Origin of the sequence: Aphanothece hegewaldii CCALA 016, assembly GCF_003007785.1 — a bacterium.
GTDB lineage: Bacteria > Cyanobacteriota > Cyanobacteriia > Cyanobacteriales > Microcystaceae > Chroococcus > Chroococcus hegewaldii.
In genome coordinates this window covers 20,003-39,151 of record NZ_PXOH01000023.1, presented here as the reverse complement: position 1 = coordinate 39,151, position 19,149 = coordinate 20,003, and the positions used below count along the sequence as shown (strand labels likewise).

Sequence of the window (19,149 nt, the reverse complement as noted above, 5' to 3'; positions counted from 1 at the left end):
TAGTTTAACAACGTTAGTTCCTATACCCCAATGCCTCAATTGTGACGATACCGCCTTCTATTGCCTGAATCCGCAAATCATAGCCTCGCAATAGCTGCATTCCAATTAGAGGGACTGTCTCCGACTCATTAATGTAAATCTCCCGATATTGCCCATCCCAAATCACAAACCCCATGTAAACCTCAAAAATGCAGAAAGTCCCATTGCCCAATGTCCCAACATCACGTCCTTGCCAAATAAGTCCCAATGTTGAGATCATATCAGACGGCAAGGTTAAAAACCCCGAAAACCCTGTATCAATTACAGCATCTACAGGAAGCGTTATCGTATTATTTCTAACAGCGATTAATAATGTCGCTTCACAACTCTGATTGACACGCCCTTGCATCATTACTTCGTTTTCAAGCTCCGTGCGCCAAAGTGATCGACTGCTGGATGTCCAATGCGAACAAACCAAGTCTGAGCATCTGGCGATCGCGCTGAGAGCAGTTTTGATGCCACAAGCAGATGATCAGCAACTTCAAAGTCTCCAGTTTCAATGTCGATCGCTACAATCTTACCATAATTACCCTCTTCAACTTGAAAGCGCACCTGATTTTCGTAGATTTCGTCACCACGTCGGGCAAATTCTTCTTTACTATATCGGGGTTGTCGCACTGTCATCGGATTGTCCTCGTTCTGGCTTTTCAATCTTAATTTTAACCTGATATTCCGAGCCTCTAAATCTTTTCAATATTCCAATATGTTCATAAGCTAGGATAACAAATTGAAGAAATTTCACCATGTCTAGCAGATAAACCAAAACCATCAATAAATTGGATCGCTGGTTCTTCATCTGAATGAAGTTGTCCTTGCTCATTAAACAACATTTTTATTGGGCGATCGCAAACTATATAATATTCAGGACTGGGGAGGAACCAGTAATTACACTCACTACACATAGCCTTATAAAGGTTCCATTGCTCTTCGTCACATCGATAACCTAGCTCATGAATACAAAAGTCGTATAAACCTGCATAATTAGCCCATTCTGAGTCAGAATTAATAAAATTATCGCAGAAACGAAGACAAGCTTTAGGAGTATCTTTCAACTCATCTTGAAGTCTATCACGAAGCCAATTCCACAACAAATCCCACACCTGCTTATAAATTCTACTACCCACTTCATCCACAAGGTTTGCCTCTAAAACTTCCCAAACCTCTAAACTCATTTGAGAATTCATCCACGAATGTAAATCCATAGATAAATCGAACCATAGATCAGTCCTAGCCTGTCCTTCACCTTGGAGAGTCATCAAGTTCGTAACCTCATTGATAATCCTATCACTACTCGCATCATTAAAGTTACCTGTCGTCACTCTTCTCAATTCAGCATTAAACGCAGCATAGGGGCTATTAAAAAAAATAACTTCGGGCATTGTAGGGCTTTCAGGATAGGCTTTAAATACATCCTCAAGTACATCTAATACTCGATTGCGCTCAATGGGTGCCGTTGATAAATAAACCGCCTTCCATGCCTGTTGATACGATACCATTAACTCTTCTTGTTGATGCGTAAGCTTTGTAATCATTACTTAAATATTTCAATTTTAGTAAATTTTCAACACACTGACCTCGATATTCAGACGTTCACTAGGGCTATTGGGCTACGGTAATGGTTCTCGCTGTAACAAAAAATCTAGAACAATGTTGGTATCAATTAAAACTCTCACTGAAGATACTTCTCTATCCGTCGTTCTTCCAACATCGTCACTACTTCTTCATCTGTCGGTGCAGGTTGGTCGGTTTTTAACAGTCCTCGCATCCGTCGAATTGCGCCCTCGCGGTCAGACCTAGAAACTGGCGTATCTTGCAATGACTCAATAATAGCAGTAACCAGCGCAAGGCGATCGCTAGTTGACAGCTTGAAGACTTGCTCTTTCAGTTCTTGTGGTAACATACACGACTCCTATACCCTCAAAGATCGCGCTAGTCTAAACATTATAACAATGATGTCATTCGTCTGATCGATGACAAAAAATAAGCTTAAAATTCTATTTCCTCGCGTTCTTCTTCATTTTCTAAACTTTCTCCCTGAATTTGTGTCAAAATCTGTCGTTTTTCGATTCTTTGGGCTAACTGGGCAACGGTCGGAGCTTCAAACAGATCGATTACTGATAATTCTACCTGAAAAGCTTGTAAGGACTGAGCAATTAATTGTGTTGCTAATAAGGAATGTCCCCCTAAATCAAAAAAATCATCGTGAATGCTGATTTGTTCTATTCCTAACACCTGCATAAAAATTCGTGTTAGTGTCTCCTCAAAAGGTGTACGAGGTGCCAGGTATTCGATCTCTGACGATCGTATTCTATCGGGTTCTGGTAAGGCACGATAATCGATTTTTCCATTCGGGGTTAGGGGTAATGTGTCTAATTCAACTAAGGCACTCGGTATCATATAAGCGGGTAGTTTATCTCGCAAAAAGCCCCGCAATTCATTAGCAGTAATATTAGATTCTGCTTCTATCACATAATAGCCAATTAAGCGAGAATCTTCACGAACTGTAACAATACTGGTTTGGACTTGGGGATGTTGATTTAATAATGCTTCTATTTCGCCGAGTTCGATGCGAAAACCCCGAATTTTAACTTGATTATCAATTCGGCTACACAGTTTAATCCGTCCATCAGGTAAATAATAAGCTAAATCGCCCGTTTTATACATTCTTCCTTCACCAAAAGGATTCGGAACAAAAGCAAGGGCTGTTTTTTCGCTCTGGTTATGATATCCTCTGGCTAGTCCCACACCCGCGATATAGAGTTCACCCAAAACCCCAACGGGTACGGGTTGTAAATAGGGATCGAGAATGTAAAGCTGTTTATTAGCACTGGGTCGAATGGTGGGTAAAATAGAATGACCATTGCCACATTGCACCATACTCGCATTTACTGTAACTTCAGTTGGGCCATAAGCGTTAATAAAAATTCTTTCTTTTGACCAATTATTGATCAATTCAGGGGATGGTGCTTCACCACCGACTAAAACCATTTTTAAGCTTGGGAGTTCTTCTACAGGTAAAATGGCTAAAGCTGATGGGGTGATCGTAATATGAGTTACAGCTTGTTCTCGTATGAGTTTGAGTAAGTTTGGCCCAGGTAAGATTTCTACTTTTGCTAAACATAATTTCCCACCGCTACCAAGTGCCATAATAATCTCTGGAATAGAAGCATCGAAACTAAATGAGAAAAACTGTAAGACACAGCTATCTCGATGAACATCACAAACACGAATTTTATCTTCGGTGAGGTTAACTAAACCTTCATGGGATATTAAAACGCCTTTTGGTATTCCAGTCGAGCCAGAGGTATAAATAAGATAAGCTAAGTTTTGCGTTGTACAGACGTGACCTGTCGCGTCTCTACTTGGGTTTTCTTCACTTTCAGAGGCTATTTGATTCCAATCACGATCTAAACAAATAATTTCCTTATCATAATCGGGTAATTCTGTCAATAATTTTTGAGAAGTAATCACAACCGAAGTATGAGCATCGGCTAACATCAGAGAAATACGATCGCTCTTATAAACTGGATCAAGGGGTACATATGCTCCACCTGCTTTCATAATCCCCAAAAGAGCTACAATCATCTCTATGGATCGTTCTAGATAGATACCAACTTTAATTTCAGGTTTTACGCCTAATTTTTGTAAATAATGTGCCAGTTGATTACTACGACGGTTTAACTCGTCATAGGTTAATTGTTGTTCTTCAAAAACTAGCGCAATGTTTAAAGGAGTTTTCTCGACTTGTTGTTCAAAGATTTGATGAAAACATAAATCTTGAGTATAGGGGGTTTTCGTCTGATTCCATTCAAACAAAATTTGCTCTTGTTCGGCAGATGTTAGTAATGATAACTCCCACAGTTCAGCATCAGGATTTTGTGTAATACTTTCAAGTAATGTACAATAATGCCCGATCATACGTCCAATTGTCTCAGGTGCAAATAAATCTTTGTTGTATTCAAATGCACCAACGATTCCAGATGGCGTATGATAGAGATCCAAACTCAGATCTAATTTAGCAGTCGAGTAGGTTTGTTGAAGGGGACTCAGGGTTAAACTCGGTAACTCGATCGCATCTGGGGCAGAATTTTCTAATCTAAATTTAACCTGAAATAAAGGACTATAACTTAAATCCCGTTCGGGTTGAAGTTCTTCTACTAACTTCTCAAACGGGACATCTTGATGATCATAAGCTTCTAAGATTGTCTCGCGGATCTGGTGCAATAAACCTTTAAACGTCAAGTTTCCTGATAGATGACTCCGCAACACAAGGGTATTGACAAAAAAACCAATTAACCATTCTGTTTCTTTTCGATGACGATTAGCAATGGGAGATCCCACGATAATATCGTCTTGTCCAGTATAACGGTAGAGTAAAACCTTAAAAGCGGCTAATAAAGTTGTAAAAAGAGTTGTATTCTCCCGTTGACTCAATATTTTAAGTTTTTGTGTTAAAGTTTCAGAGAGTGAGAAAGTTTGATGCTCTCCGCGAAAACTTTGGACTCTAGCGCGAGGATAGTCTGTCGGTAATTGAAGAACACTGAGCGTTCCTTGTAATTGTTTTTTCCAGTAAGCGAGTTGAGTTTGTAGTCTATTTCCCTGTAACCATTGACGCTGCCACACCGCAAAATCAGCGTATTGTATAGTTAATTCAGGAAGTGGTGAGGGTTGTTTTTTGGAAAATGCTTCGTATAATATCGCTAATTCCTTGATCAAAATTTCCATCGACCAACCATCAGCGATAATATGATGCAGGGTTAATAAAACAACGTGTTCTGTTTCATTGAGTTTTACAAGAGTAACTCTTATTAAAAGATCATGAGCTAAATCAAAGTTTTTTTGCGCTTCTTGGTTAGCTAAACGCTGTATTTCTTTTTCTTGCTCGTCTAAACTAAGTTTTACTAAATCAATGATCGGAAATTCTAAAGAAAATGTCTCAGAAATTACCTGAACGGGTTGACCCTCGACTAGAGTAAAATTAGTGCGTAAAGTTTCATGACGACGTACAATCTCATTAAAACATTGTTTTAGTAAAGCTAGATTGAGTGAGCCTTGCACTCGGTAGGCTGTAGGGATATTATAAATTGCACTACCTGTCTGTAATTGTTCTAGGAACCAAAGTCTCGCTTGAGCAAAGGAAAGGGGTAAAGGTTCTAAACGTGAAACAGGTTGTATTGCTTGGAAAGATTGCCCAAAAGCAAGTTGGGTTTGCTGGAAAAAGTCGAGAATTTCTGCTTTTCGTTCTTGCAGTTGTTGACTTAACTCTGGAGTTAAAACGTCTTCTGGCGCACTATAGCACAGTTGCTCGTCTTCGAGCCAGAGTTTGACATTTAGACGATAAAGAGAAGATAAAAATTCATCGATGGTTTTCATGAGGTTAGAGTTTACGCTTGTCATTTGATGGGGAGAAGGGACAAGCCTTTCTAATAGATTAACAGTAGTTGATACTTTTTCTCAAGTACTTGAGAGTTTATTCAACTCGCCAGGACTTAAGCCAATTGCACGAAAATGATATGGAGTAGTGCTAAACAAGTAGTGGCAGACTAAGAAAGCTAAGTTTTAAAATTGATTTACTTAGCTTTTCAAATAATTGACAAATGAGGATACTTTAGTAAATTATTAACAATGTGAAGGTCAAATTTTATAATTAATAAAGTAGCGGCTCTCTCAAAAAATCGCTTTTCTCAGAAGATGTCAAACTTCAAACCACCCTGTCCTCGCTGTCATTCATTAAATATTATTAAAAATGGCAGTACTGATCATAAAAAACAAAAATATTAATGTAAGGATTGTCGTAGACAATTTATTGATAATCCTCAGAAGGTCATAATTAGAGATGACAAAAAAGCCCAAATTGATCGGCTTTTGTTAGAAAAAATCTCTCTGGCTGGAATCGCCCGTTCGGTTTTATTTTCTCCAACAAAGAAATGGTGAAGCTTCCAACTCATAAGCTTCTCAACTGAGTACTAATGCTAAGAAAGGAAGAAAGAAAAACTTGGAAAAGCTCATTAAATAACTTACGTTTAATTCTACAGCCCTAGACTTTTTACCATTTGCTAGAACCTTGGTTAGATGTTTTTACAATTTCTAAGTTTAGGAGGTTTTTTCTAGAACTTATGGAAGAGATGAACCAATTTTTAGGTTTATCTACACTTTGTTCTTCTGGATTTTATCCTTTTTATTTTATGACAGGTTAATTGGGATTTTTACCCTCATATGACAGAAAAGGGAAAAAATGCAGCTTTGGTGTAAGTCGATATATCTGAATGCAACAAGAGACGCATCTTGACTTTTTGTTTCATTTCCATGATTTTCTTTATAGGTTATGGCTTTTTTAGCAAACTAAAAGTTACCTAACAAAACTGGCTAAATGAGAACTTTATTATTGAAACTATGTTTGTGATTCACCCATTAGACGAGCAAAAGAAACAATTTTTAGAACGGATTGAGCTTCCAGAAAAAACTAGAATTTTTTGCAAAATGGTTGAGGTAAGGGACTCCGTTTCTGGGATAATTATATGAAAGTCTACGAGGAGCTATTTAACAATACCAGTACCGATTTTGCTCTTTGGTATGTTATTCCTGCCGCTCACAGATGTTTAAACGTCTCGCTCTCGGGGTAGTTATTTACAATACTTTAGAATTACTGGGTCTATAATACCCTACCGTTACGGAAACACCGTCGAGCTTTGCTGAAGGCGAAAGAAATCTTGAAAAGCGAGGTACATTGTTGGGGAAATAATCTATTATTCGTTAGACGTTCAATTCTGTAGTGTAGAAAAGATGTTAAAAGTTTTATTAAAATTTTTTAACAAAATTTGTAATTACTATATTTATCAAGTAAATATTTTTATATAAACAATATCTTTAATTATACTACTAATATTTTTGTAGCAGAAATGCTTTCACTATCTATGCTATGCAAAGCGACTCTAAAATTATCGATCTGATCGTCAGGCTCTTCTTGCTTGGTCTGTTATTCTTTTCAGGATTCTCTCTTCTGAGTCCATTTCTGACGGTTATCCTCTGGGGAGCAATTCTATCGATCGCTTGTTATCCTTTATTCCGTTTGCTCAAGACTGTTCTAAAGGGGCGAGCTAAATTGACGACTGTTCTCCTCACTCTAAGCGGTATTGCAATTATCATCGGGCCAGTCAGTGCTATAGGGATTGTCCTTGGGGGTAACCTCCGAACACTTGCGGATTACCTTGCTACTGGTGCAGCAGCCGTACCACCACCACCCACAAACTTGACTGATTGGCCTTTCATCGGCGAGCGTCTGAGTGCTATTTGGACTCTTGCCTCGGCAAATATCGGGGAATTTTTGACTAGATTCGAGCCACAACTCAAGGCATTAGGAAAATTCTCGTTCTCACTTGCTACAGATATCGGCTTGCTCCTCTTTAAGTTTATCGTATCAATTATTATTGCAGGGGTATTCACCCTTCATGCAGAAGGACTTATTCATGGGCTGAACCAATTGTGCGAAAAAATTGCACCAGGGCGAGGGCCGGCTTTGGCGAAGCTTTCGGCCTCCACCGTACGAAATGTCAGTCGTGGCATCATCGGTATCGCAATTTTACAGAGTTTACTGATTGGGATCGGGTTAATTGTCGCTCATATTCCTGCGGCTGGTCTCTTAACACTTCTCTGCTTACTCCTCACAATTATCCAGATTGGCCCTGGTTTAATCGTCATCGGGACACTAATTTTTGCTTGGTCAACGATGAATTCTTCTGCAGCTTTATTACTAACGCTCTGGCTAATCCCTGCCACGCTGATCGATAATTTTTTAAAACCGATTCTGATGGCGCGGGGGCTACCCGTACCAATGGTGGTGATTATTGCTGGCGTTTTCGGAGGTGTGATTGTTTATGGAATTATCGGTCTGTTTGTCGGGCCTGTCCTACTAAGTCTTTGCTATGAGCTAGTGAAGGCTTGGATTAATGAAGACCTCGTAGCCAAAGCACTCCCCGACGATCGCTCGATATAGCGATCGAGAAGTTTGGCTCGCTAAGGCTGTAAAGCCTCAATTTCAATTAAAACTGAACGACTTTGTAAACCGTAGACCCATTCTGATAAAAAGTTTGATAATAGATGCCACTGCAATTGTAGTATTGAGTACTATTTTGCTCAATTACTGTGCATCCTTCTGGAAGGTAAGACACTACTGCACCAGTAGGCGGGGCGATAACTACATAAGAACTGCCCTGCGGTTGCATGAAAACACCATCTGAGTAAATGTAAGTTGTTGATCCTACATATACAGTATTGTAGTAGGGGGGAGGAGAACTAACAGTTGCTCCGATCACCACTCCAGTGACAAATCCTGCGGTAGCCGCCCAGGCACCCCAACCTGGAGGAGCATAGTAGCCACCACCGTACCAACCACCGCCATACCAACGCCCTCCATCATAATTGTCGTCAATAAAGTCTTGGCGATTTCCTTGGTTTTCTCGAATGGCATCTTGTCGATTTCCTTGGTTTTCTCGAATGGCATCTTGTCGATTTCCTTGGTTTTCTTGTCGGTTATTCTGACGGTTATCTTGGTTTTCTTGTCGATTTCCTTGGTTTTCTTGTCGGTTATTTTGACGGTTATCTTGATTAGTCTGGCGATTTTGTTGATACTGATCTCGATTCCCTTGACGGTTTTCTTGGTTTTCTTGTCGATTTTGTTGATACTGATCTCGATTCCCTTGACGATTTTGCTGGTATTGATCTCTGTTGACCTGACGATTCCCCTGATTGGTTTGACGATTTTGCTGAGTATTACCTTGGTATGATCGCCCTGAGCTATTAAAATTGCCGCGATTTTGTAAGTTGGTGCTACTATTCATTCGTGGAGATGCACCCCCGCGATAAGCACCGCCACTACCACGAGAAGCACCGCCGCCACCTCTACCGCCGCCTCTACCGCCGCCACGTTGGGCATAGACGGCATCAAAAGGAAATAAACTGATACACAATAATACAGTCAGGAAAGAAATTAAAGATTTGCGTAGTAATGGTTTCATTGGGTTAACTCCTTTTTCTATATCAACATTTTTCAGACATCAATATTTAGTCTTAGTCTGGGGGTAAAAACTCAATCTTTGAAGCGTCTTTAGGGGGAACGAAGATAAATGTGTTTTCAGGAATTAAGGGTTTAAAATTCCAATTGGAAAACAACGCTGTATATTGAGGAGAGCCAGGCAAATTTTTATAGGTAATGATTGCCTTGAGAAGTAAAGGTGGTTCATCTTTACTAATCCACACTTGTGCATCTCGTTCCTGTCCGATGAGCAAAAGATGGTAACCCTCCACTCGATTAACAAGGTCGTTTCCGATAAATAAAGGTTTTTGAAACTCAGATTCGATCGCAGAGCAAGGATCACTAATAACCAAGTTAGACATGGGAATTGTGAGTCCATAATTCTCATCTACATACCTAACCGCTTGATCGAGGCTAGAAGGAGCATTTCTGGTTGCGTAGACATTCAGAGGTGGAGTGAATAAGCTAAAAGTTTTACCATCATAGTAAAAACGGGTTTGTCGTTCATCTCCGATATAGTCTGAACGCAGGCGATCAGGTTTTTGTACCCAAACTTTCTGATAACCACTGTACTGAACTTTGGCCCCTGATTCGAGTACATTGTCATAGGTAACATCTATTTCAAAAGTAAAAGATTGTTGAGCCTTTAGAAAATTACAGAATTGGTTCAACAGTTCAGTTGTTGTTTTTAATCCTGCACTAGGTGGGGATATAGGTGTAGGGGAGTTCTGAGCTAATGTTGTCGTTACTGCCATGAATGAAGTAACAAAGCAAGTTAATAAAAGAAGAAATGCGCGAATACTTTTCATAGAAGAAAATTGGTTCATAAGATTATTAATTAAGAACAATTTATTATAATCAGAGCATTAGGGAGATAAAGCTCCTACTTTAGTTCTAAAATTCTCGATATCTTGTTTTAATGCTGACTCAGAAGCCGCACTAATCATGTAGATTTTGAAATTCTGCTTTTGACTGAGATAATCATAATAAGATGCGTTCAAATAAGGCCGATATTGAAGATTATTAGTTAGATAAACTTCAAAAAAGGAAAGGAACGTAGGATATAAATAGCTTTTGAGTAAGATTGGCTCAGGTAGCGTCATATTTGGCACAGAATCTAGCATTTGGGTCATACCAGCATCCAGTTTAGAGAAGTCAATATGTGCTTGTCCTTCGGCGAGAGCCAGATATTTGTTAGGCGTATTTAACCAGACAAAAGAACGTAGTTGTTCAAATACTGCAGGTGTGGCTGGATCATAGTTACCACTAATGAAGAAGATCGGAATTTGAATTTGGCTTAGTCCCTTCTGTCCAAAAATGGCACTATTGACGGGATTACCTGCTATTACTGCCTTTACCCTTGGATCTCGGAAGTTGTAAGTTTGACGAGGTAGACTCAACGCCCGGCATTGAAGGAGGAGAGAAGTATTAAGTCCTCCATACAGACGATCGCACGTCTTTTGCAAGTAGTCAAAATCTATAATGGCACCCGCAACCGCTAAAGCAGTATATCCGCCAAAGGAATGTCCAGCAACGCCCACATTTTCTAAGTCTAGTCGTCCACCAAACTCAACTTGATTGCGACGTTCCAGTTCATCAATCACAAAGCTAATATCTTTGGGGCGATTGATAAATTCTTGAACATCAAAAACTTCACTAGAATAGCCTTCTATAAAAGCTTTAGCTTGTTTAGTATCGCTATCTGGATGTTGAGGCAGAGCAACTACATAGCCGTAGGAGGCTAATTGTTGGGCAGCATCTTCAAAGCTTTCAGGGTTAGAGGCTAAACCATGAGAGATAATAACAACAGGGGTTTTACCAGTGCGCCACCGTTGAGGCTTATAGAGAATGACATAAAAGGAACGGTTACGGTTACTATCCGTTAAAGCCAGAATTTCTTTTTGGAACCCGTAATTCCCAGGTTGGCGGATGTCAGGAAGTTGGGTAAAATCGACTGGCGTTTCTGCCTCTTTTTCTTTGGCTGACAGATTAGCCATTGCTTCGCTATAAGCGATCGTTGCCTTAATCACCTTATCGATCTCTTGAGACAATCCAAGTAGCACTTCTCCTTGCAGTTCCATATCTGTTGGCAACTTACGCAGAATATTAAGCATTGTTAAGCCCTCTGGATCTAGAGCCGCTTGAACAATAGCTGCTCGTAGGGCATATTTGCCATTAAGATTGCCCTCAATTGTGATGCCTTTACCAATACGAGTTAAGATATCTTCTCCGATTTCGGTATTAAAAAATCGAGACAACATTACAGGATTAATATCCACTCGTTTGAGTAGTGCTTCGCGGAATTGTGCTTGCTGTTCTGGAGTAGTTCCTCTAAGATATGTCCTTAAATCCTGATTGATTGTGCCATCTTTAGCAAAGGTTTCTAAGGAGGCGATTTTAACTGACCAGTAAATCGGGCCATAAGTTAAATAAATTTGTTCAGCCGCCTTCACAGGTAAAGAAGGTGCTAAGGAGCAAAGAAGGCTAACAGTCAGTAGTCGAATTGAAAAATTAAGCCTTTTCAACAGCATAATTTTAGGATTTGAAGAAAAAAAGATAAGCATTTAAGGAAGTCCTTTAAGCCAATCAATTGAGAACTAATTTAGTCATCAGCGATAAAAAAAACTCAACTAATATTCCTGTAATTTTGCTAAAATCATCTATTTAATTTTAAAATATTAATTATAATTATATTAATATTCTAACAAAATTTTTATAAAATATAGATTTATTTAATATTTTTAATTAAAATTAACAAGAACTCTTTACTGCAAGCAAATAGTTTCTGTTTAAAATATTTTTAGGTTAACTTTAAACAGATATTATAAAATATATTTATATGACTCTAAAGCAAATTATAAACTATTTATCAAAAATAGTTGTTTAAGATTATTTGTAATAGTTCATTAATCAAACTAATAGTTAATATTTTTTTAATTTGTTACTAAAAATAGAATTTTAATCTATATATATTTTTAAATATAAAAGCTAATCAACTCTCAATTACTTTAAATTCGAGGAGCTATATAAAGAAACTAATCTCGCAATAATAATCGCTGGATAGAGTTGACCAATAATGGCTTCTAGATTAGCTAAACTCATGACTACTGGATTAATTGGAATAATATCACCATAGCCAACAGTTGTTAAAGTTACAAAACTAAAGTATAGTAATTGATGAGAAGTAACCAAACGAGAAAAAGCATCTGAGTCTACTGAATAAATCAAAGTATACATTTGATACCACATGATTCCTAGCATTAGATATACACTAATTCCTCCTCGTAAAGTATCACCTTTTATTTGATGTTCTTGAAAAATCTTTTTAACAATTAATAACACTGCAAAAAACATAAATAGAAAGTTAATTAACTGTCCAGACCATTGAAGAATTATAGAATATTTATTATCAGAATTTCCTGAAAAAGTATTTAAAACGAAAGCTAAAATAGCTATAAATATAAAAGCAATTCTATCTCGTTTAGATATTTTAAAGGTAGCTATAATAGAAAAAACTATAATCAAAAAAACGGTTTTTAAAATAAGTGAATATAGTAAACTATTAAGATTGATACAAGGAGAAAATATCAATAAAGCAAGCAATGAATAAAGCAAGTATTGATAAGGATTATTTAAGAATTTTTGCCACCAGATACCTTTCATTAGAGCTACTTATTTGAAATTCCCAAAATACCCTTTATGTAAAGTTTAAAGAAGTCAAGCATTCAAGGATCGCTAAAAGTTCAGAGCTTGCCGTTTCGAGCCGTCAAAGCTTTTGTCTGCTCTTACTTTTAAAGATTATCTTCTAGCCATGAATGATTATTCTAGAACCTAAATCAGAGTCATTCCTATCAAAAAAACGCAAAATTTGTTTACATAAAGATTAAGAAATTATAAAAAGTGCAAACTGAACCCTTAAAAAAGCTATAAATATGATGTGAAGACTACAAAAACTTTAATTTTTTCGACAGGTCAGAAGCTCTCAATACTTGAATAGGTATGAGTTTTCTCAAATATCAAATTCATTAAAAATTTTATTTAACCTCATAACAGTAAAATTAGTTTTAGAAAAGTTAAAAATGGAAATTGAATTACCGCCTCTTATAAAATCTTTATCTTTTCATGATATCGATGAACCAGCAGATCGGATGAAGAGATTTAACTGGAGTATGGAGCACCGACAGCTTGAAGGGGGAGCTTTCGAGGGAGAGTTGATTGTCGCCCAGTTTTCGGGTATGCAATTCGCCCGAATGACCTATAATCGAGGGATTCGTTCTGGTGGCAATTCCCCAGATGGGATGATCGGTATAGCAGTCCCTCTTTCCGTACCCCAATCGTTATACTGGCATGGCTATTCGCTTTCTATGAATGAAGCACTCTTGCAGAAACGCTCTCAGGGTGTTGATTTTCTGAGAAGGGGAACGTTTTCACTTGGTCTGGTCACTATTGATGTTGACTCTTTGCTGCAGGTTGCTGAACTAACCGAGCGAACTAAAGTTGAGTCTTTAGTTACAGGCAAGACTCATCTCGTTCAACCTGACCCAATAGCACTTAAGCGATTTAGTCTCCATCTCCAGAATCTATTCACAATGATTCAACTGCAACCCCAACAAGTTTTAAAGCCAGAGACACAAATCTTAATACGACAAGCTTTTATTCTACTGATGTTAGATCTTCTTGATTCTAATCAAAATCGTCTTGCGCTACGTCCTTCTAGCCGTTATCAGTTGATCAAACAAGCGGAGGGAATTCTAATGGAAAATCTTAAGTGTCCTATCACAGTTTACGATCTCTGTACCAAGCTTCATGTCAGTGAACGCACTCTCTGGTATGGCTTCCAAGAATGTTTCGGTATGCCTCCTATGGCTTATCTTAAAACCCAACGCCTCAATAAGATACGACAACAACTGAAAGCCTCTACAGCCAGTCAAACAACGGTTACTGATGTCGCTACACAATGGGGCTTTTGGCATATGGGGCAATTTGCCAAAGATTACAAGAAGATGTTCGGGGAGTCTCCTTCGGAAACCTTGCGAAATTAAAAACTATTCTAACTTTGTTGATGAACTGAATCAGTCAACTAAATCATTGAAACTAAGTTTATGATTTACGCAATATAAAGCTTTTAATTAGCTTCATTTTTCTGATTTATCGCGTTTAAAAGTTCTTGATCTGTTTCTTGGTTTAACGATAAATATAATACTTTTCCTTCATATTTTTTAATTCTTTCGATGAGGCTTTCCGTATTAAATTTTTGACGTAACACAAAAATGGCCGAACTATCAGGTTCTAGCATTTCCTGAAGCTTAGAAACGTCTTCACGTGTAATTCCAATTTTTTCGTAATTTTCATTGTCAAAATTAGTTAGTAGAGTTGAGATTAAAGTTCCCCAAAATTCACTTTTAACTTCTCTATGATCGGCAAGTATGTCATAGTAAGGTTTAACGCGGATTTTTCCAGCTTCATCCTTAGTAAGGACTACAGCATCTTCCACTCCTTCTAGAGTTGCTTTATCCTGTTTTAGAGATTCTAGAACGACTTCATCAGCTTTATGGATTTTGCTGAATGCGACAACTATTAGTTCACTCATAAGTTTAAATTTTAATTAGAAACAATAAGATTAGAATCGTTAAAGGTGAAATTGTAGATTTAGTGAGTAAGCCAAACAGAGCAATGATTAAAGTATTATAAACAGATCTACGTTTCTTGAGTTTACGCCTATTTTTTTGCTCTTTGAGTACTTCTAATAAATCATCATCAAAGTCACTAAACAATATAGAATTTCTGACAATGGCAAAACTCATTATTATTCGTTGTCGTAATTCTGAATGACCTGAGCAGAATCTAGAAAATAGATTACTCTAGTAGAAGCTTTCATGTCAAGCTATAAATTTTAGTATAGTAAAAGACATTGGATGAAATTTGAGGCCACTAAGACATCGATCAAAAAATTTTCATAACGAGAAAAAATGCCATTACTAAATACACATACTATAATTTAACGATTAGCTAAATTATTAATGATTGTGGCTCATCTTTGATTCCTACTGAGGTAATTTTCCCCCTTCCATTGCCATTCGTTAGGATTTTAAAAGGGAGATTGCCTTCATAGGCTTGTAAGAGTAATTCTTTTAAATCATTAATTAGTGGATATCGAGGATTAGCAGCCGTACACTGATCGTCAAAGGCTTGGTCGGCTAATTGATCCAACTTAGCATAGAATTCTGAACCTTTGTCAGGTAGGACTTCTTTGATACTTGCAGGAATATCAACTTGATGTTTAAGATCTTCTATTGCTAAAACTAACCGTTCAACCTGTTCATCTTCGTTTTTCCCGCCCAAACCTAGATAATTGGCAATACGAGCATAACGCCATTTTGCATTAGGATATTTGTACTGGGAGAAAGTGGCTTGTTTGAAGGGAGCATCAGTAGCATTGTACAGAATAACATGAGGAATGATCAGAGCATTGGCTAATCCATGAGGAATGTGGAAAACACCACCTAGTTGATGTGCTATTGAGTGACAGATTCCCAAAAAACTATTAGCGAAAGCCATTCCTGCCATCGTAGCTGCATAATGAACCTTTTCTCGTGCTTTGGGATCATTTGCACCATTATGATAGGCACTGGGTAGATATTTAAACAGAAGTCGAATAGCTTCTAAAGCTAATCCGTTGGTGTACTCAGAAGCTAGTACGGAGACATAAGCTTCTAAAGCATGGGTTAAGGCATCGATTCCCCCATAAGCTGTTAATGTTTTAGGCATTTCCAGAACCAATTCAGGATCGATAATCGCCATTGTTGGGGTTAAGGTATAGTCTGCTAGAGGATACTTAATATTCTTGTTGCGATCGGTCACTACGGCGAAAGGAGTTACTTCCGATCCTGTTCCCGAAGTTGTTGGGACGGCGACTAAAATCGCTTTTTCACCCAAAGGTGGTAGCTCGTACACACGCTTACGAATATCCATGAAACGCATCGCTAACCCTTCAAATTCGATTTCGGGGTGTTCATACAGCAACCACATGATTTTAGCTGCGTCCATTGGGGAACCTCCTCCCAGGGCAATAATCACATCGGGATTGAAGGAGCGCATTAGGGCTAAACCTCGATTGACGTTATCTAATGAGGGATCGGGTTCGACGTCATAAAAGATATCGTATTTAAGACCAATATCTTTGAGGATTTCTTCTAAGCTACTCGTCATTCCCAATTCAAAAATCGGTTTGTCGGTGACGATGAATGCCCGTTTTTTACCTGTCAATTCTCGAATGGCGATTGGCAATGAACCATATTTGAAGTAGATCTTTGAGGGTACACGAAACCAGAGCATATTTTCCCGCCGTTCAGCAACGGTTTTCACGTTGAGGAGGTGATGAGGTTCGACGTTTTCACTAACGGAATTTCCGCCCCAAGTCCCACAACCCAATGTCAGGGAGGGATCGAGACGAAAATTATACAAATCACCGATCGCACCTTGAGAGGAAGGTGTATTAATTAAGACTCTAGCCGTTTCGATGTTATCTTCAAACTGTTTGATATGCTCTCGATTATTAGGGGAAGTATATAGAACAGCAGTATGACCTCGACCAGCGAATTGTACTAGGTTTTCGGCTTTTTTCACGCCATCATCAAAGTTAATCGCCCGATACATAGCTAGGATAGGAGATAGCTTCTCAAAGGAAAAGGGTTCTTCTAGTCCAATATCTTGAACTTCAGCAATTAAGACTCTCGTTCCTTCGGGAATGCTCAAATCGGCCATTTCTGCTAATTTAGTGACCGATTGCCCGACAATAGCAGGATTGATGTGACCGTTTTTGAGAAGCATCTGTGCGACTTTTTCCCGTTCTTGAAGGTTGAGAAAATAAGCCCCACGCTCAATAAATTCTTCTTTAACCTCATCATAGATAATATCTTCTACAATTACCGATTGTTCGCTGGCGCAGATCATCCCATTATCGAAAGTCTTACTTAAGATAATTGAAGAAACTGCCATTTTAATATGGGCTGACGCATCGATTAAGGCGGGAGTATTTCCCGCGCCCACTCCTAAGGACGGGTGGCCTGATGAATAGGCAGCTTTGACCATGCCAGGGCCGCCCGTCGCCAGAATCAAATTGATGGCGGGACTCTGCATCAGGGCTTGAGATAGAGCAACGGAAGGTTCATCGATCCAACCGATAATATCAGGGGGGGCACCCGCTTCGACTGCTGATTCTAAAATGGTTCGGGCGGCCGCGATCGTACAGCTTTTAGCCCGTGGATGTGGCGAGAAGATAATAGCGTTACGGGTTTTGAGCGCAATCAGGGATTTGAAAATAGTGGTGGATGTAGGGTTAGTGGTGGGAACAATTCCAGCCAGAATCCCGACAGGTTCGGCGATTTTTTGAATGCCGAATGATTTATCCTCTTCAATAATTCCACAAGTCTTTTCATTCTTATATTTGTTATAGATAATTTCTGAGGCAAAATGATTCTTGATAACTTTATCTTCAATCACTCCCATCCCTGTCTCTTCTACTGCCATTTTTGCTAAAGGAATACGGGCAGCATTTGCAGCTAAGGCGGCTTTTTTAAAAATCGCATCAACTTGTTCTTGAGTGTAAAGCGCAAACTTCTGTTGGGCAGCTTTCACTCGACTGATGAGTGCTTCAAGCTCCTGATCTGTTGTGACTGAAATCATAATCACCTCGCAGCTAGGATAAAACAAATTTTCTATCTCAAGTTATAAGGTCAGTCTGACTAAAGTTGTGTAAAGTATTATTTTTTTTTAATAAGAGTAATGCAGTTCGGATAAAAGCGATACAAAGCAGAAGAATGAATGATGAAAATGAATTGAGTAAGTTCAAAATTTGCGGAATTTTGATAGTGGGTTTTGTTGACCATATGTTAGATATAGTGATGGTGAACGTTTTAACACATTAGTTTTTCAAGCATCCACCTATGCTTGCTCATCAACATAAGATTGCTCAAGTTTCGTGTAGCACTCGTATCGCTGACATCTGGAGGAACTATTATGAATACATCGCGCTCTCATCAACGGGAACTGACACTTGAAGAACAGCAAGAACTCGAAAAACTCAGAGCGATCATCGAACAGGCAATTGCTGACGGCATCATTACTAAAGGTGAACGCGATCGGATCTCCGCCACCATGCGAGCCGATGGTAAGGTAATGGCTGAAGAATTGGAATTAGTTAGAACGTTGATTAATGAAAAGGTTTCAAAAGGAGAACTAACGCTTGACTATATTTAAGACTTGTTTGATCGAGCTATTCATTTCATTAAAGAAATAGACAATAACAAAAGAAGTAAGCTGCCCATCACAAGCGATTCATAACAACACTTTGATTGTGATTAATCTACAATCAAAAACTTTGATTTATCTATATCTATTATTTCACAAGTGAGCGCAAAGCATTGATTTAAATTCAAAGCTGACTTTAATACTAATCACTTGTTAGAGCAATAAATTGCTTTTTAAGTTAAATGAAAAAATAAATTTTGTAAAAAATTAAGTTTACAATTTTAATCTAATTATTAATTACGTTAGGATTAATTTAATGACATAAATCGTCTCAAATTTTAAAATTATGCCAACACAAAATTTTAGAAACTTATCAATTGGTTTGTTAATAGGTTTTGGTTTGAGTTCAATGACTGTTGTAGCTCAAACGAATCAACAATCGGAGCAAATTCCTAAAAATTGCCAAGAACTAAAAGAAATTACAACTAATCAAACACACATTCGCAAGAAAATTGATTCAGTAGGACGCAAAAACTATAATGCGGATTTTGCAGTTCCAGCAGGTGAAAAGTTTACATCTTTTAAGGCAGTAATGTTACCAGAAAATGATGCTACTTACGGGGTTACTATTAATCTCAAATATGGCGATCAATCGGTTAGTACCGCTTTACAAAAAAATGTCCAGATGAAAAGAGGAGAAACCTATACTCTACCTTTTCAATCTTCCACAGAAAAACAACCTTATCAAGTGAATTTCAATATCTCTGGAGCAAATAATAACGCTTATACAATCTCTCTCATGGCTTGCAAATAGGAATACATTTAACTAA

Annotated in this window: 16 protein-coding genes and 1 pseudogene; 6 read left to right on the top strand and 11 right to left on the bottom strand. The window is 38.2% G+C overall.

Annotated elements, in window-relative coordinates:
* Window positions 1-13: 13 nt before the first annotated feature.
* The 5 genes from C7H19_RS17870 to C7H19_RS17850 form a co-directional block, all read right to left on the bottom strand.
* Entirely contained in the window at window positions 14-391 is a 378-nt protein-coding gene (locus C7H19_RS17870; RefSeq protein WP_106458284.1) for a clan AA aspartic protease, read from the bottom strand.
* Window positions 391-663, bottom strand: a complete 273-nt coding sequence (locus tag C7H19_RS17865) for a hypothetical protein (RefSeq protein ID WP_106458283.1) — start codon at window positions 661-663, stop codon at window positions 391-393. The genes C7H19_RS17870 and C7H19_RS17865 overlap by 1 nt, the downstream gene beginning before the upstream one ends.
* Before the next feature lie 83 nt (window positions 664-746).
* Window positions 747-1,571: a DUF6745 domain-containing protein gene (locus C7H19_RS17860; RefSeq protein WP_106458282.1), complete on the bottom strand. Its 825-nt coding sequence runs from the start codon at window positions 1,569-1,571 to the stop codon at window positions 747-749.
* Window positions 1,572-1,708: 137 nt separating this feature from the next.
* Window positions 1,709-1,939 (bottom strand): hypothetical protein, encoded by a 231-nt coding sequence (locus C7H19_RS17855; protein ID WP_106458281.1) that lies wholly within the window; start codon window positions 1,937-1,939, stop codon window positions 1,709-1,711.
* Between the two features lie 86 nt (window positions 1,940-2,025).
* A complete protein-coding gene (locus tag C7H19_RS17850) occupies window positions 2,026-5,412 on the bottom strand; it encodes a non-ribosomal peptide synthetase (protein WP_106458280.1) in 3,387 nt (1,128 codons plus the stop codon).
* A 318-nt stretch (window positions 5,413-5,730) separates the two neighbouring features.
* On the opposite strand from C7H19_RS17850, the gene C7H19_RS27235 reads away from it, so the two are divergent.
* From C7H19_RS27235 to C7H19_RS17845, 3 genes and pseudogenes are all read left to right on the top strand, one after another.
* Complete coding sequence (locus C7H19_RS27235; protein WP_425428917.1) at window positions 5,731-5,820, top strand: IS1/IS1595 family N-terminal zinc-binding domain-containing protein; 90 nt, start codon at window positions 5,731-5,733, stop codon at window positions 5,818-5,820.
* 734 nt (window positions 5,821-6,554) lie between these two features.
* Window positions 6,555-6,662, top strand: a pseudogene (locus tag C7H19_RS27230) (hypothetical protein); the annotation flags it as partial.
* A gap of 296 nt (window positions 6,663-6,958) precedes the next feature.
* Entirely contained in the window at window positions 6,959-8,032 is a 1,074-nt protein-coding gene (locus C7H19_RS17845) for an AI-2E family transporter (protein WP_106458279.1), read from the top strand.
* 46 nt (window positions 8,033-8,078) lie between these two features.
* Here the strand turns inward: C7H19_RS17845 and C7H19_RS17840 are convergent, their stop codons facing one another.
* The 4 genes from C7H19_RS17840 to C7H19_RS17825 form a co-directional block, all read right to left on the bottom strand.
* A complete protein-coding gene (locus tag C7H19_RS17840; protein ID WP_106458278.1) occupies window positions 8,079-9,053 on the bottom strand; it encodes a DUF6515 family protein in 975 nt (324 codons plus the stop codon).
* A 52-nt stretch (window positions 9,054-9,105) separates the two neighbouring features.
* Window positions 9,106-9,879, bottom strand: a complete 774-nt coding sequence (locus tag C7H19_RS17835) for a DUF2092 domain-containing protein (protein WP_181280655.1) — start codon at window positions 9,877-9,879, stop codon at window positions 9,106-9,108.
* A 57-nt stretch (window positions 9,880-9,936) separates the two neighbouring features.
* Window positions 9,937-11,634 carry an alpha/beta hydrolase gene (locus C7H19_RS17830; protein WP_425428916.1) on the bottom strand — a complete coding sequence of 566 codons (1,698 nt, stop codon included), beginning with the start codon at window positions 11,632-11,634 and terminating at the stop codon, window positions 9,937-9,939.
* Window positions 11,635-12,073: 439 nt separating this feature from the next.
* Entirely contained in the window at window positions 12,074-12,733 is a 660-nt protein-coding gene (locus C7H19_RS17825; RefSeq protein ID WP_106458277.1) for a potassium channel family protein, read from the bottom strand.
* Window positions 12,734-13,149: 416 nt separating this feature from the next.
* Here C7H19_RS17825 and C7H19_RS17820 point away from each other — a divergent pair, with 416 nt between their 5' ends.
* Entirely contained in the window at window positions 13,150-14,112 is a 963-nt protein-coding gene (locus C7H19_RS17820) for a helix-turn-helix domain-containing protein (protein ID WP_106458276.1), read from the top strand.
* A gap of 83 nt (window positions 14,113-14,195) precedes the next feature.
* Here C7H19_RS17820 and C7H19_RS17815 read toward each other — a convergent pair whose 3' ends face one another.
* Entirely contained in the window at window positions 14,196-14,660 is a 465-nt protein-coding gene (locus C7H19_RS17815) for a DUF1269 domain-containing protein (RefSeq protein WP_106458275.1), read from the bottom strand.
* Between the two features lie 419 nt (window positions 14,661-15,079).
* Window positions 15,080-17,752: a bifunctional acetaldehyde-CoA/alcohol dehydrogenase gene (gene adhE, locus C7H19_RS17805; protein WP_181280660.1), complete on the bottom strand. Its 2,673-nt coding sequence runs from the start codon at window positions 17,750-17,752 to the stop codon at window positions 15,080-15,082.
* 336 nt (window positions 17,753-18,088) lie between these two features.
* Here adhE and C7H19_RS17800 point away from each other — a divergent pair, with 336 nt between their 5' ends.
* The gene (locus C7H19_RS17800) at window positions 18,089-18,328 is read left to right on the top strand and encodes a tellurite resistance TerB family protein (protein ID WP_106458272.1); all 240 of its coding nucleotides are present in this window, start codon (window positions 18,089-18,091) and stop codon (window positions 18,326-18,328) included.
* A 400-nt stretch (window positions 18,329-18,728) separates the two neighbouring features.
* Window positions 18,729-19,133, top strand: coding sequence for a hypothetical protein (locus C7H19_RS17795; protein ID WP_245927613.1), 405 nt, complete (start codon window positions 18,729-18,731; stop codon window positions 19,131-19,133).
* The last annotated feature ends 16 nt before the right edge of the window (window positions 19,134-19,149 follow it).